Source organism: Rheinheimera sp., from assembly GCF_030824435.1.
Classification (GTDB): Bacteria; Pseudomonadota; Gammaproteobacteria; order Enterobacterales; family Alteromonadaceae; genus Pararheinheimera.
Genome location: NZ_JAVBXS010000009.1, coordinates 1 through 15,356, shown reverse-complemented (window position 1 = coordinate 15,356; position 15,356 = coordinate 1). Strand labels below are relative to the sequence as shown.

The 15,356-nt window shown below is 46.8% G+C and carries 15 protein-coding genes; 6 read left to right on the top strand and 9 right to left on the bottom strand.

Going from position 1 to position 15,356, the window contains the following annotated elements:
- Positions 1–44: 44 nt before the first annotated feature.
- The 7 genes from phhA to pspA all read right to left on the bottom strand — a co-directional run bounded on the left by phhA (position 45) and on the right by pspA (position 6,127).
- A complete protein-coding gene (phhA, locus tag RCH83_RS00650) occupies positions 45–836 on the bottom strand; it encodes a phenylalanine 4-monooxygenase (RefSeq protein ID WP_306518039.1) in 792 nt (263 codons plus the stop codon).
- A gap of 176 nt (positions 837–1,012) precedes the next feature.
- On the bottom strand, positions 1,013–2,218 hold the full coding sequence (gene megL, locus RCH83_RS00645; RefSeq protein WP_306518038.1) for a methionine gamma-lyase: 1,206 nt from the start codon (positions 2,216–2,218) through the stop codon (positions 1,013–1,015).
- 133 nt (positions 2,219–2,351) lie between these two features.
- On the bottom strand, positions 2,352–3,371 hold the full coding sequence (locus tag RCH83_RS00640; RefSeq protein ID WP_306518037.1) for a YcjF family protein: 1,020 nt from the start codon (positions 3,369–3,371) through the stop codon (positions 2,352–2,354).
- A complete protein-coding gene (locus RCH83_RS00635; protein WP_306518036.1) occupies positions 3,368–4,747 on the bottom strand; it encodes a YcjX family protein in 1,380 nt (459 codons plus the stop codon). Before RCH83_RS00635 ends, RCH83_RS00640 begins: the two co-directional genes overlap by 4 nt.
- Before the next feature lie 46 nt (positions 4,748–4,793).
- Positions 4,794–5,204, bottom strand: a complete 411-nt coding sequence (gene pspC / locus RCH83_RS00630; RefSeq protein ID WP_306518035.1) for an envelope stress response membrane protein PspC — start codon at positions 5,202–5,204, stop codon at positions 4,794–4,796.
- Positions 5,191–5,433, bottom strand: coding sequence for an envelope stress response membrane protein PspB (pspB, locus tag RCH83_RS00625; RefSeq protein WP_306518034.1), 243 nt, complete (start codon positions 5,431–5,433; stop codon positions 5,191–5,193). Before pspB ends, pspC begins: the two co-directional genes overlap by 14 nt.
- A 25-nt stretch (positions 5,434–5,458) precedes the next feature.
- Positions 5,459–6,127, bottom strand: a complete 669-nt coding sequence (gene pspA / locus RCH83_RS00620; RefSeq protein ID WP_306518033.1) for a phage shock protein PspA — start codon at positions 6,125–6,127, stop codon at positions 5,459–5,461.
- 184 nt (positions 6,128–6,311) lie between these two features.
- On the opposite strand from pspA, the gene pspF reads away from it, so the two are divergent.
- The 6 genes from pspF to RCH83_RS00590 are packed head-to-tail and all read left to right on the top strand — an operon-like array spanning position 6,312 to position 12,700.
- Positions 6,312–7,406, top strand: a complete 1,095-nt coding sequence (gene pspF, locus RCH83_RS00615; RefSeq protein WP_306518032.1) for a phage shock protein operon transcriptional activator — start codon at positions 6,312–6,314, stop codon at positions 7,404–7,406.
- Positions 7,403–9,010: an ABC transporter substrate-binding protein gene (locus RCH83_RS00610; protein WP_306518031.1), complete on the top strand. Its 1,608-nt coding sequence runs from the start codon at positions 7,403–7,405 to the stop codon at positions 9,008–9,010. Before pspF ends, RCH83_RS00610 begins: the two co-directional genes overlap by 4 nt.
- The gene (locus RCH83_RS00605) at positions 9,010–10,029 is read left to right on the top strand and encodes an ABC transporter permease subunit (protein WP_306518030.1); all 1,020 of its coding nucleotides are present in this window, start codon (positions 9,010–9,012) and stop codon (positions 10,027–10,029) included. Before RCH83_RS00610 ends, RCH83_RS00605 begins: the two co-directional genes overlap by 1 nt.
- A 1-nt stretch (position 10,030) precedes the next feature.
- Entirely contained in the window at positions 10,031–10,924 is an 894-nt protein-coding gene (locus RCH83_RS00600) for an ABC transporter permease subunit (RefSeq protein WP_306518029.1), read from the top strand.
- On the top strand, positions 10,924–11,922 hold the full coding sequence (locus tag RCH83_RS00595) for an oligopeptide/dipeptide ABC transporter ATP-binding protein (RefSeq protein WP_306518028.1): 999 nt from the start codon (positions 10,924–10,926) through the stop codon (positions 11,920–11,922). The genes RCH83_RS00600 and RCH83_RS00595 overlap by 1 nt, the downstream gene beginning before the upstream one ends.
- Entirely contained in the window at positions 11,915–12,700 is a 786-nt protein-coding gene (locus RCH83_RS00590; RefSeq protein WP_306518027.1) for an ATP-binding cassette domain-containing protein, read from the top strand. Before RCH83_RS00595 ends, RCH83_RS00590 begins: the two co-directional genes overlap by 8 nt.
- Before the next feature lie 220 nt (positions 12,701–12,920).
- Here the strand turns inward: RCH83_RS00590 and RCH83_RS00585 are convergent, their stop codons facing one another.
- Complete coding sequence (locus tag RCH83_RS00585; RefSeq protein WP_306518026.1) at positions 12,921–14,837, bottom strand: SurA N-terminal domain-containing protein; 1,917 nt, start codon at positions 14,835–14,837, stop codon at positions 12,921–12,923.
- A 203-nt stretch (positions 14,838–15,040) separates the two neighbouring features.
- A complete protein-coding gene (gene hupB / locus RCH83_RS00580; RefSeq protein ID WP_031565609.1) occupies positions 15,041–15,313 on the bottom strand; it encodes a nucleoid-associated protein HU-beta in 273 nt (90 codons plus the stop codon).
- Positions 15,314–15,356: the final 43 nt, after the last annotated feature.

Sequence of the window (15,356 nt, the reverse complement as noted above, 5' to 3'; positions counted from 1 at the left end):
GACAGTTCTCGTTTTATCCTTGTTAATCTGGGAAATACCGGCGATTAGCTGGCTTTTTTCTGTTTAGGTTCGAATTTAGGTTTATGCATACCCAGGGCTCTGGCCTGTTGTACCAGCGCCATTAAATCTAAATGCGCTATATCGAATAAGTCGCGGATTTTATTAATTTTAAAATAAATAGGTTGCATGATATCAATACGATATGGCGTTCTGAGCACGTCAACAACCTCCAGCGTTTTGCGCTCCGGCACCTCAGAATGCATGGCATATTGGGTTTCGCCAGGTGACGATAAAATACCACCCCCATAAATACGCAGGCCGTCGTCCGTTTGCAGCAAACCAAATTCGATAGTGAACCAATACAAACGCGCCAGATAGACCCGGTCTTCTTTGCTGGCAGCCAGTCCTAACTTGCCGTAAATATGCGTAAATTCAGCAAAATCCGGATGAGTTAACATGGCACAGTGACCAAAAATTTCGTGGAAAATATCCGGCTCCTGCAAATAATCAAATTCTTCTTTGCTGCGGATAAAAGTGGCGACCGGAAATTTTTTATTGGCCAGCAGTTCAAAAAACCGGTCAAAACTGATGAGCGCCGGCACTTCAGCACATTCCCAACCTGTGGTTGCGCGCAGTACTTTGCTGACTTCTTCCAGCTGCGGAATTCTGTCTGTCGGTAAATTTAATTTATCAAGGCCTGCCATATATTCATCACAAGCTTTGCCTTTGATGCAGGACAACTGACGGGCAATCAGCGCACTCCAGATTTCATTTTCTTCCGCCGACCAGGCAATAAAACCATTGGCGTCGGATTGTTTTGACACATATTTACTCATGTTACTACCTGTTGATTCTGACTAGCCCTGAACTCTGACGGTGGGCTTTGATGGCCGGATCCTAGATGATTGGGATCCGGCTGTTAATCGTTGGCGGTGAAATCGGCACTGCGGCTTTGTAACCATTTTTATACAGACGACTCAAGGACTGAGTATAACCATCTGATATTGCTTAGTTATTTCTGCTGTCCTTGCATCTTTACTAGTGCCTGAGACAGGTCAGCGATAATGTCTTCCACATGCTCAAGGCCAACAGAAATGCGAATCAAACCGTCGCTGATACCGGCCGCCTGACGCTCTTCTGCACTGTAAGGGCTGTGGGTCATTGACGCCGGGTGTTGAATAAGAGATTCCGCATCACCCAGACTGACTGCCAGACTGAGCAACTGACATTGATTAATAAAATAACGGCCATCTTCCAGGCTGCCTTTAATTTCAAAGGCCAACACACCACCGGCGGCTTTCATTTGTTTACCGATAAAACGATAACCCGGGTGATCAGGTAAACCCGGGTAATAGACGGTATCAATGGCAGGATGTTGAGCCAGATATTCTGCAACCCGCTGGGCATTGGCGCAGTGACGCTCCATCCGCACTGACAATGTTTTCAGACCGCGGATGATGAGCCAGGCATCATGTGGGCTAATGGTTGCGCCCATATCTTTGAGTGTAGTGAGTTTAATGGTCTGAATTTTTTCGGCATCTGACACAATAATGCCAGCCACTAAATCACCGTGTCCGTTCAGATATTTAGTAGCGCTGTGCAACACAATGTCGATGCCATAACGGGCTGGTTGCTGCAATAACGGCGTTAAAAAAGTGTTGTCAATCACCGAGATAATGCCGTGTTTTTTACAAAAACTGCCCAAGAATTCCAGATCCAACACCACCAGATTCGGGTTAATGGGTGTTTCGGCAAACAACATTTTGGTATTTGGTTTAAGTGCCGCAGCAACGGCAGCATGGTCAGTCATATCCACAAAACTGACCTCAATACCATAACGGGCAAACTGATGATTAAAAAGCGCAAAACTACAACCATAAATGGCTTTGCTGGCAATCAGATGATCACCCTGTTGTAAAAACGCCATAGTGGCAGCCGCTACTGCGCCCATACCGGTGGCAGTTGCTGCAGCGTCTGCCATACCTTCAAGCGCAGCAACTTTTAATTCCAGCTCGCGGGTGGTCGGGTTCCCCAGACGGGTGTAAATATAACCCGGCTCTTCACCGGCAAAACGGGCGGCGCCCTGCTCGGCGCTGTCAAAAACAAAAGTGGAAGTTTGATACAAAGGTGTTGCTAAAGCACCGTATTGGGCGTCTTTAACTTTACCGGCGTGAATACATTGGGTTTCTGCGTGGTTAAACTGCTGTGAACTGCTCATAACAAAAACTACTGCCTTAGATGATTTATTTTTAATCAAAGCAAATTAGTTATATCAACCACAAGGCATACAGACATCTGTCAGTCTACAGCCGGCAGATCAACAAGCAACACAAAACACAGAGTTGTAAAAATTAGTTTGCAGTTGTCCCTGGTTTAAGCTTTTGCAACAAATCACCAGCCACCTGGCGCAATAATATTTGTTCCGGCTCTTTTTTCGGCCAGGGTCTGAGTTCTTGCTGGGCAAAACGACCCAACCTAGCCACCAGAACACCGGCAAGTAACCCTTGCCCAAGCCGGGCCGACAATTTCCCGGTCAGTTCTGCACCTAACAAATCGCTGCCAACATCAACTGCCATTTCACTGGCTCCGGTAAAAAACAACGTTTTGATGCATTTTTTTATCATACGCATACTTTGCAGTTTGCCGATGGGACTACCATAAAGTGCGGAAATTTCTCTGAGCATCAGGCTACCACGCCATAACACGAGCAACATATCGGCCAGCGCAAATGGGCTGAGCGCCACAGCAACACCACTTTGCATCGCAGCCTGACGAATTTGTTGTTCAACCAATTTATCGACTGGCTTAAGCACTGTAATTTCAAAAAGTTGCAGCACTTCGGTGTCGCTAAATTCCGCTTTATGCTGTTGTTTAAACTCTTGCCACAAAGGTGTAACTAATAATTGCTGCTGCATACTGGCGTGAATTTGTGTACAGATGGGCATAGCCTCACCGAACTGTTCGGACTGGTTTAACCGCAGTTCAGCCAGACGCCAGTGTTGCCGTTGTTTCAGCTGACGACTAAGCCGCCACTGGCTATAACCAAAACGGGCTAACAAAGCCGACACACTGAATGTCAACAGCGACACCAGACCGCCTTGCAACAGACCGGCCTGCCAGCTGTCCATAACAAAAGTGGCCCACTGCCAAAGCGCCAGAGCGGTCAAACTGGCAAAAGCGCCTCCCCACCACCAAAAATTGGGGTCTGGTTTTGCCACCGGTATTTCGACATTTGGCGGCACTTGCTCTGTGACAAATTCTGTATTCTGGAATTGCCGGGTTGGCACCAATGGCGCTTGATCCGTTATTTCAGGCTGCAGCGCAACAAAACCGGTTTCATCAAAAACAACGGCTTTTTTCAATTCCGTCATGTCAGGTGATCTCCAAGTAAAAATTCCAGCGCCTGATCCAGTCTTAACTGTGGCAGTACCTGCTGCTTTGGTATTGGCCTTGGCAAAAACGCGGGAAAAGCAAAACGATGGTGTGAAAACAACAAGGGAGATGGCATAGACCAGGGCACCTCACCGGGATACAAAGTAATGAGCTCGCCACTTTGCGCCGAAATGCCCTGTAAACAGGCTTGTAACCCTTCTGCCGTTTGCACCTGACCTATGTCACTGCAAACCACTGCCGACAGCGCCATAGCTTCAGACTGGCAATATTGATAACGGCTGTCCTGCAGAGGCTGCTGCAACAATTGCTGCAGTAATAACGTCAAATTTTTATGTTGTTCCGGTGTGAGTTGATCGGCCTTACTGGCGGCAAATAATACTTTGCTGATGCGGGGTTTAAATAAGCGACGCCACCAGCCCGTCGGGCCATAATGAAAACTTTGCAAAATCAGCATCAGCGCCTGCTGCAACTCCTGCAGTACATCGTAACCGGCGTTAAGTGCTGACAGACAATCCACCAGCACCACCTGATGGTCAATGCCGGCAAAATACTGCTGATAAAAAGGTGTGATTACCAGCTTTTGATAACTGGCATAATGCTGTTGCAACCGGCTTAATAATTTTGAAGGCTGCTGCAGTTGCGAAGGTAATAACGGCAATAACTGCAATAACGGTGTGCCGGCAAGTTCTGCCGGCAATAACAGCCGGCCAGGCTGTAACAAGCAGGCATGACTTTGCAGGCGAAACTTTTGCAGCAATGCACTGTATGTGTTGGTCAGTTGCTGCAACTGCAGTTCAGAATCATCGTCCAAATCCACTTGTTGTAAATAAGCCGCAAATTCAGCCGCAAGTTCAGCACGATGTGGTTTTTCAAACAGCTGCCAGCTGAACTGACACCAACTTTGATAATCCTGTTGCAACATGGGCAGGTCCAGTAACCACTCGCCCGGATAATCCACTACATCCAGTTGCAGCTCGCGATAATCGGTTAATTGCGCCGCCAGACCACCGGCAGGTTTATATCTCAGGTTCAGCGACAACTGGCTCCAGCTGCTGGTTGAAGCCGGCCACTGCCCCTGCTGTATTTGTTGCAGATTGCTTTCATAGGAAAAACGCGGTGTTTGCATGGCCTGAGACGTATCAATACGGCCACCTAAAAAACGCTGTTGTTGCAATGGCGAAAAAAAAGGCAATCTGACTGTATCTACCGGAGCAGTCAACTGATTGACCAGACTGGTAATAAAGGCCGTTTTGCCGGCACCGGATAAACCTGTCACCCCCAACCTGAGATGACGATTGAATACACGCTTGGTAAGTTGCTGACTTTGCTGCTGGAACTCTTGCCAGATTTGCATCTGCCCTCCAAATGCCGTTTGATGGGAAGCCACCCAAAGGTGGCTGTCAGAGTCTGTTAAACTCGCGGTTTAACTGGTATTTGCTGGAGGTCACATGACGCTCCATATTGCGTAGTCGTTGTTCGATATGATCAAACTGCTGCTGCAGATGGTTCAGCGCTTGTTTTGGTGCTTCACCCCGTTGCCAGATGCGGGTTTTCACTTCAACAGGCCTGTCAACTTTCGGCACAGGTGGTGTGCCCTTGCGGGCTTCTGCCACCGATTTTTTCTCCAATACTATCCAGCCAACAAAATACAACACAGGTAAAAAGCTGCCAAAACCCAGCAACACAGACGCCAGTGCCACCACCCGGACTAACCACAGCTCCCAGCCGAAGTAGTCGGCAATACCGGCGCAGACACCGGCGATTTTGCCGTTGCGGTCATCCCGCAACAATTCTTTTTTAACTGTGCTCATGCTCGCGTCTCCAGTTTGGCGACTCAGCATCCAGAATGGCTTCCAGCGTTTTAATGCGGTCTGCCATTTTTTCAGCTCTGTTAGCCAGATCATTCAGCTGCGCCAGCTCAGTGTCTGACAAACCTTCAGACATTTTGTTTTTACTGCGGTAGTGCATGATGACCCAGATTGGCGCCACAAAGATCATAAACAGGATCAGCGGTACACCAATAAATTCGTTAATTTCCATGTTGATACTCCCAAACGCCTGAAAATCAGGCGTTGTTATCGTTATTCAGTTTTGCTTTTAATGCAGCCAGTTCTGAGTCAATTTGATCTTGCGCTGCCAGTTCAGCAAATTCATCACGTAAGGTTTTTTTACCTAAATCGTAAGATTCTACCTGGGCTTCCAGCGTGTCAATTTTTTGCTCGTAACGTTCGAACTTATACATTGCATCGTTTAAGCGGTTGCTGTCTAACGATTTTTTAACTTCTAACCTTGAAGCAACTGTTTTTTGGCGCATCAACATGGATTTTTGACGTGCTTTGGCGTCAGCCAGTTTTTCCTGCAATTGTGCCACTTCGTCCTGTAACTTGCTGACATGAGCGTCCAGATTTGCGATGTCTGCTGTAACGGCTGCGGCCTGATCTGCAGCTTTTTGTTTTTCAACCAGCGCTGAGCGGGCTAAATCGTCACGATTTTTTGACAAAGCCAGTTCAGCTTTTGCCTGCCAGTCGGCGACTTCTTCTTCCAGGCGGTTTACAACACGTTGCAGTTCTTTTTTCTCGGCAATGGTTTTTGCTGAGGTTGAACGAACTTCAACCAAGGTGTCTTCCATTTCCTGAATAATTAAGCGCACCATTTTTTCCGGATCTTCCGCTTTATCTAATAAAGCGTTGATGTTTGAATTCACGATGTCTGAGAAGCGAGAGAAAATACCCATGATAGTTACCTCATTAATTGTCGGTGTTTTACGCTTTTACTTATTCAGGTTTCTTGCCAACTTGCAAAAAACTTTTATCATGTTGTTTTAATTGATATTTATTTATTTTTCGATAGTTCTTCTGAAAAAACAACTTTTGAAATAGACTACTAATTAGCAAATTTAACCAATTAGTAGCAGGGATATGGCCAGGTCATTTCAACAGGACAACCTTATTGGGCAAGCCAACAGTTTTTTAAATGTGTTGGATCAGGTTTCACAAATTGCACCTCTGAATAAACCAGTACTGATTATCGGCGAACGTGGCACAGGTAAAGAACTGATAGCAGCACGTTTGCATTATTTATCCCAACGTTGGGATCAGTCTTATCTGACGCTGAACTGCGCTTCATTAAATGAAAACCTGCTGGAAAGTGAATTGTTTGGTCATGAAGCCGGTGCTTTTACCGGTGCCAGCAAAAGGCATGAAGGCCGTTTTGAACGCGCAAACTTCGGCACTTTGTTTTTAGATGAGCTGGCCAATACACCGGGTCTGGTACAGGAAAAACTGCTGCGCGTTATTGAATATGGTGAGTTTGAGCGGGTTGGTGGTAGCAGAGCTATTAAAGTGGATGTGCGGCTGATATGCGCTACCAACGAAGATTTACCCGGTATGGCAGACAGAGGTGAATTCAGAGCCGACTTACTGGACCGGCTGGCCTTTGATGTGATCACCCTGCCGCCAATGCGGGAGCGGCGTGAAGATATACTGGTGCTGGCTGAACACTTTGCAATCAATATGGCGCGTGAACTGAATTTTGAACTCTTTAGTGGTTTTAGCGAAAAAGCCAAAAGAATGCTGCTCGACTATGACTGGCCAGGCAATGTGCGTGAGCTTAAAAATGTGGTGGAACGTAGTGTTTATCGCAGCAACAACCCCTATGTGCCTGTACATCAGATTTTGTTTGACCCTTTTGAATCCCCGTTCCGGCCCATCAGCAGGGTCAGAACCAATGACAGAATTACCACAGTGCAAGAGAGCGCGGCTGTAGTCAAAACCGTCAGTTCAGTGGATAATGCCGCCGCGCCACAAGCCAGAGAACAAGCTCATACCGTGATTGATTTTTCAGAAGCCCAGGATTTTAAACTGCTGTCAGAAAATTACGAAGTTACTCTGATTAAACAGGCGTTGGCGGCTAGCCAATACAACCAGAAAAAAACGGCAGAGGCACTGAACCTGACTTATCATCAGCTGCGTGGTTACATGAAAAAATACAAATTATTAGACAGTCAACAATGAAACCTTCTTTATGCTTGTCACTTGCCTGTCTGATAGCCGTTGCAACAAACGGTTGTCAGCCTGATAGCGGTAATATTGGGGTCAGCGGTCTGGTCTATTGTGTGGAAGGTTCACCTGAGAGTTTTAATCCGCAGCTGGTCACCTCAGGAACCACCATTGATGCTATCAGCCAACACCTTTATGACAGGTTGCTGGACATTGATGCACAAAGTGGCGAGTTTATCCCGGCGCTGGCAAAAAGCTGGCAGGTCAGCCCTGATGGCCTGAGTTATCGTTTTATACTCAGGGACAATGTGGCCTTTCATCACACCGCTTATTTTCAACCCAGCCGCTTTTTGAATGCGGAAGATGTGGTCTTTACCTTTAACCGCGTATTGTTACCACAACATCCATTTCACCAGACGGCCACTGAATACCCTTATTTTGACAGTATGGAATGGCGGCAACTGGTGGCGGAAATAAAAGCCATAGGTCCGATGGAAGTTGAGTTTCGTTTGAATAAACCCGACAGCTCATTTTTATCAACCCTGGCCACTGATTTTTCTGCTGTGTTGTCTGCTGAATATGGTGCCCGGCTGCTGGCCCGAAATGCACTCATGGAACTGGATCAACTGCCGGTAGGCACTGGTCCGTTTTTATTCCGGCAATATCAAAAAGATGTATTGATCCGTTATTACCGGCATCAGCAACATTGGCGTCAGGGTTCAAATCTTGAACAACTGGTCATTGATATAGTGCCCGACAGCACCAAACGTATTGCCAAATTATTAACGCATGAATGCGATGTTGCTCCTATCCCGCGTCTGGCTGAGCTACAGTTGCTGTCCCAGCGCAAAGACTTTGTGGTGGATGTGCAAACCAGCATGAATGTAGGTTATTGGGCATTTAACACACAAAAACCACCACTGAATAATGTCAAAGTCCGGCAAGCGTTGGCGCTTGCAATCAACAAACAGAATATTTTGCAGGCCGTTTATTTTGGCCAGGCTGAGCAGGCAGATTCATTATTACCTCCCACTTCATGGGCTTATCAAAAACCTGCTGTGGCGGACCCTTATGATCCGGTGCGGGCACGGACATTATTAGCCGAAGCTGGTTTTGCCAAAGGTTTTAGCCTGGATATCTGGGCCATGCCGGTACAAAGATTATATAACCCGAATGCGTTAAAAATGGCTGAACTGATTCAGGCAGATTTGGCACTGATTGGTGTCAAAGCCCATATAGTTTCCTACGAATGGAACACCTTTCGCCGCAAGCTGACTTTAGCCGAGCATGATTCGGTCTTGATTGGCTGGTCGGCAGACAACGCAGATCCTGATAATTTTCTGCGGCCTTTGTTAAGTTGCGCCTCGGCCGTTTCCGGCAGCAACAGAGCCAACTGGTGTGACGAACACTTTGACAATTTGCTGCAACAAGCAGTGAATACCGCAGATTTAAACGAACGCCGCGCATTTTATCTGCAGGCACAACAATATCAGGCTGAACAAATGCCGCTGGTACCTATTGCCCATTCCAAAAGGTTTCAGGTACGCAGCAGCAATATCACTGGTGTGCAGATCAATCCTTATGGTGGCATTAACTTTGCGATGGCAGGAAAACACTGATGATTTTACATTACCTGTTCAGACGCTTGTTTTTATTGGCTTTTGTATTTATAGCTCTGACTGTTTTTGCTTTTAGTCTGGGTTATTTGTTTCCGGGTGATGTGCTTGGAAACTTTACCGGTCTGCGTAATATCAGTCCGGCCAATGAAATGATTCTGACAAAACAACTTGGTCTGGAGCAGGACTATCTGCAGCAATATTTGTTGTTTTTACAGCGTTTGTTGCATGGGCAATGGGCTTTGTCTTTTTCCAGTCAACAAAACGTATTAACGGAAATGTTGCTGGTGATGCCGGCAACGCTGGAACTGGCCGGTTATGCGCTGTTTTTATCATTGTTGATTGGGATCCCGTTGGGCATTGTCGCTGCTGTCCGTAAAGATAAATGGTTGGATAAACTGATCTCCACTCTGGCGCTGGTAGGTTTCTCAATGCCAATTTTCTGGTGGGCTTTGTTACTTATTATGGTGTTTTCATTAAGTCTGGGTTGGTTACCAACTTCAGGCCGGCTCGGCGTTTTGTATGAAATATCCCCCAATACCGGTTTTATGTTATTGGATATTCTGTTGTCTGATGTCAGTTACCGCCAACAGGCACTATTTGACGCCATCCGCCATATGTTGTTGCCTGCAGTGGTTTTAGCCACCTACCCGACCACTGTGATGATCCGCTTTACCCGCGATTCGATGCTGGATGTACTGGACCAAAACTACATCAAAACAGCCAGAGCTAAAGGCTTAACGCGTTTGCAGGTGCTGTATACCCATGGCTTGCGTAACGCACTTTTGCCGGTCACCCGTCAGGTCGGTTTGCAATTTAGTACGCTGATTACCCTTGCCATGATCACCGAAGTTATTTTTTCCTGGCCTGGTATTGGCCGCTGGCTGATTGACAGTATTTATCAACGCAACTTCCCTGCGATTCAGGGGGGCGTGCTACTGGTGTCGTCGCTGGTGATCCTGGTCAATATGCTGACCGAAATTATGCATACCTTATTTAACCCTCTGGCCAGGAAGTTCTGAGATGAAAAAACTCAGGCTGTATTACGAGGAACACAACAAAGGCCCACTGAAACTGTTGTGGAAACATTTTGCCCCGCAGCATTTTGCGTTTTTTGGCCTGGTGTTATTACTCATTCTGCTGGCGCTTGCTGTGCTGACGCCTTTTTTAACACCGCATAATCCGTACCTGCAAAACTCTCAGTTGCTGCTGCTGCCGCCGTCCTGGCAAGACTCAGGTCTGGTATCTTATCCACTTGGCACAGATGACCTTGGCCGCGACCTGATGTCCAGATTAATGCTTGGTGCCAGTTACACTTTTGGTCTGGCCATTCTTGCTGTCGTGGGTTCTTTGCTGGTCGGGCTGATACTAGGTGCACTTTCAGGTATGAGTAAAGGTGTAAAATCCAGTATTTTTAACCACTTATTAGATTTAGCCCTGACGATTCCTTCGTTATTACTGGCCATAGTGATAGTCGCAGTGCTGGGACCAGGTTTACTCAATACCATCTGGGCCATTATGCTGGCATTGTTGCCACAATTTGTGCACGGCGTCAGAAATGCCATAGCCCAGCAGCTGAAACAAGATTATGTCACCGCTTACCGGCTGGATGGTGCCAACAGAAGGCAATTACTTTTTTCCGTTATTTTGCCCAACACCTGGGAACAACTGGTGTTGATGGGCACTATGGCTCTGTCTACCGCAGTGCTTGATATTGCAGCATTGGGCTTTTTGGGTATTGGCGCACAGTCGCCGACGGCCGAATGGGGCGCAATGATTGCCGACTCGCTGGATTCTATTTATCTGGCCCCCTGGACCGTCGCCCTACCGGGATTATTAATTTTTATCACAGTGCTGGCGGTAAATCTGGTGGGTGATGGCCTGAGAGTCGCGATGAAAAAACGGCGGGAAAACTGATGCAGTTATTAGATATCCGCAATTTAACGCTGGAGCTTGAAACGCCCGATGGCTTAGTGCGGGCCGTCGACCGGGTGAACCTGTCGCTGAAAGAAGGTGAAATTCGTGGGCTGGTAGGCGAGTCTGGTTCAGGTAAAAGCCTGATTGCCAAAGCTATTATGGGGGTACTCCATCAGCGCTGGAAAATATCGGCAGACCGTTTTAATTGGTGTGGTCAGGACTTGTTGCGTTTATCGTATGACGAACAACGCCGTATTATCAGCCGCGACATCGCAATGATTTATCAGGAACCCAGCCGCAGCATGGACCCAACCTCCCCCATTGGTGAGCAGCTGGCTGAAGCTATTCCGGACCATCAGCTTGAAGGTGCGTCCTGGTGGCAACGGGGTTACTTCAGGAAAAAACGTGCCATCGCTTTGTTGCATAAAGTGGGGATCCGTGATCATGGCGCTGTATTAAACAGTTACCCTTATCAGCTGTCTGAAGGGGTTTGTCAGAAAATTATGATTGCGATGGCCATTGCTAAAAGCCCGAAGTTGCTGATCGCCGACGAGCCCACCACTGCACTTGAAAGTACAACTCAGGCGCAATTATTCCGGTTATTGGCCAGTTTTAATCAGCTTAAAGGCACCTCAATTTTATTGATAAGCCATGAGCTGGAAACTGTGGCTCGTAACACAGATACTTTAAGTGTGCTTTATTGTGGTCAGTTAGTTGAAGCCGGCGACACCGCCACTATTCTGAAACATCCGCTGCACCCTTATACGCATGCTTTGATTAAAAGTGTGCCGGAATTTCAGCCGGAGCTTGGTTTTAAACAACAACTTTATGCCTTGCATGGCAGTATTCCAACACTACAACATTTGCCTATCGGCTGCCGGTTAGGGCCAAGATGTCCAAATGCCCGCAAAGAGTGTGTAAAAACGCCGGTGCTGGAACGGTTACAAAACCACTATTACAGCTGCCACTTCCCTATGCTGGAGAAAACTGATGAATGATCAGGTAATAAGTAGTGATCTGATCAAGGTCAGCCATCTGAGTAAAAGTTATCAGAAAGCTCAGGGTTTATTCCGGCATAAAACCATACAGGCGCTTTCTGATATCAGTTTTACACTCAAGGCTGGCGAAACTCTGGCGGTGGTTGGCGAAACAGGGTCTGGAAAAAGCACGCTGGCTAAATTACTGGTTGGTATTGAACAGCCGGACAGTGGTGAAATCATGCTGGCCGGTCAGGTGATTAACTGCCGTGGTTTTCACAAAACAAATCACTTGATCCGGTATATTTTTCAGGACGCAGCCCGTTCGTTAAATCCAAATCAAAAAATTTCAGACATTCTGCATGATGTGCTGCGCTACAGCACTGTGCTGAATGTTGAACAACGTGAACAGAAAATAGCCGACACCCTGAAGTTATTGGGTTTACTCAATGAGCATGGCAACTATTACCCCCATATGTTTTCCGGAGGTCAGCTGCAAAGGGTGGCACTGGCACGGGCGTTAATATTGGATCCCAAAATTCTGATCCTCGATGAAGCCCTGACGGCACTGGACCCTTCGTTAAGGGCTCAGATTGTGAACCTGTTACTGGAACTGCAGCAAAAAACCGGTCTGGCTTATTTACTGGTCACCAATCAGCTGAGACTGGTTCGCCATATTGCTGATCAAACTTTGGTATTGCATCAGGGGCAAAGTCTGGACTATGGCCTGACTAATGAAGTCTTTAGTAACCCACAACACGATTACAGCCGTAAACTGATTAACAGCCTGCAATATTAAGGCGGCAACATAAACCCCTGAACACAACAAACAAAACAGGCAAAGAGCTCTGATATCCGGCTTCACAGAAACAATACGCAGAACGACAGCACCTCTGCCTGACAACCGCTGCGCCTTTTATATCGTTTGAAATGCAGCATCAGATGCAATAACAAGTTCCGCCATCGCAGCCAAAAAAAACCGCCAGATGGCGGTTTTTTTAACTTAAGTTCTGTTGAACTTATAAATCTTCACTGGTCATAGCCGGCAACTTACGCACTATCTCTGCCTGCGCTTTTAACGCCTGTTGCACTGCAGCAAAGTGGGATTGTCCCATCTGCTGGGCAAACTGCTGCAACTCTGCTGTAGCAGGTTCAACCGTTGTGGCAACTTCAGTTACTTTGGTAACCAGAACCAATGCCACATCGCCTGAAGCCAGCTCAGCAATACCGGCCGACATAGGTTTAGCTTCAACAGGTTTTGCCAGCTCAAAGGCTTTAGTGCGGATTTGTGCATCTAAAGCACCACCAAAACGTGGAGTAGCCGCTGCCACTTCAAGTTTTAAGCCGTCTGCAGTTAACTGAGCACGTACATCTTTGCCTTCATTAAACACAGCCAGCAACGCATCAGCTTTAGCTTTTGCCTGTTTGCTGCTCTCGGCTGCAGTGACAGCTTTAACCACTTCAGCTTTTACTTCGTCAAAAGATTTGGTTTTTGCGCTCTGATGTTCAACCAGACGCACCACCACCACATGCTCTTCACTCAGCGCAATCACATCGCTGTTAGTGCCTGAGGCAATAAAGTCGGCGTTAAACACTTTATCGAGGAATACAGGTACCGCAAAAGGCGCTTTGGCACTTTCACGTGAAAACAATGGCAGTTCCTGCACTTTGGCATTGACCGCAGTTGCGGCTTCGTCGAGGTTATCAGCCACTTCAAAACTCACTTCAGCCAGTTTTTGTTGCAATTCAGCAAACTGCTCAGCGGCTTTTTCTTTTTGTACTGTTTGTTTAATAGCGTCCTGCACTTCAGCCAAAGGCTTCACTTGCGCCGCTTCAATTTCTGTCAGTTTAATAATGTGATAACCAAAAGACGTTTTCACAACAGCACTGACATCACCCACTTTAGCCAGGGCGTAAGCAGCAGCTTCAAATTCGGCTTCCATCACACCTTTGCTGATAAAGTCTAAATCACCGCCATTTTCAGCAGAAACTGTGTCGGCTGAATTAGCTTTGGCAACAACAGCAAAATCAGCACCTGCCTGGATCTCTTTTAGCAGCGCTTCAGCTTTGCTTTTTACTGCTGCATCTTCTTCGGCTGCTTCCAGCAGAATATGCGAAACACGACGACGTTCTTCTGTTTGATATCTGTCTTTGTTCGCTTCGTAATAAGCAGTCACATCGGCATCTGACACTTCAATCGTTTTTGCCAGTTCGCTGCTGTTGAGCTCAACGTACTGCAGTGACACCTGCTCAGGCGTGGCATAAGCGGCTTGGTTCAGCTGATAATATTCATTCAGCTTTTCATCGGTGATTTCAACCTGAGCGGCAAAATCAGCAGCTTTAATAGTAACGTATTCAATATCGCGATTTTGTTGTTGTAACGTCATCAGCGCTTTTAATTCGCCAGGCAACGCAAACTCAGAACCTGCCAGACCAATCATCAGCTGGTTACGGGCAAATTGTTCACGCAAAATGTCACCAAACTGGTTTGGGGTCAGGTTGTTCTGACGTAATAAGGCGTTATAACGTTCGTTGTTAAAAACACCATCAATCTGAAACTCTGTCATTTCAGTGATGGTTTTTTTCAGCGTTGCATCGCTGATTTTTAACCCCAGAGTGTTTGCCTGTTGTTTCATCAGTGTTTCGTCGATTAAACGTTCCAACACTGAATTACGGAAATTGTTCATATATTCTGGATCAGCGGCCAGCGATGAAAACATATCACCAAACTGTTGCTGCATTCTGGCGCGTTCGTTTTGATAACTCTGGTCAAACTTAGCGCGGCTGATTTCTTCACCATTTACCACAGCAACAGACTGATCGCTGTTATTGGCAAAATAGCTGCTGACGCCGGATACGGCGAATGTCAGGATCACCAGGCCCAGAATGACCTGAGCAACAATCCCTTTTGAACCTTCTCTGATCTTTTCTAACATGCTTGCTTCATCTCTTATAACGGCAATGACGGCTTAAAAAAAAGGCGCATCTTAACAGATGCGCCTTTTTTATAGAAGCTGTAACGGAACTGTCGATACGCGCGCTAAGGTTTAACTCACTTATCATTTCAGCTTGTAAAACAAGCCTTACTGTTCTTTTTAAGCTTAGCTACTGCACCGGCGCGCCGGCACAGCATTCAAGTTTAGTTAACGCTGTCTTTTAACGCTTTGCCTGGCTTGAAAGAAGGGATCTTCGCAGAAGCGATTTGAATCGTTTCGCCAGTTTGTGGGTTACGACCAGTACGGGCTGCACGCTCACGTACTGCGAAAGTACCGAAACCAACCAGCGCAACTGAGTCACCTTCCTTTAAAGCTTCAGTAACGGCTTCGATGAACGCGTCAAGAGAACGACCCGCTGCCGCTTTAGAAATGTCTGCACCAGCAGCAATTTTGTCGATAAGTTGAGACTTGTTCACAATATCATCCCCTTCAATTGTTATTATTTTCTACAACCAGATT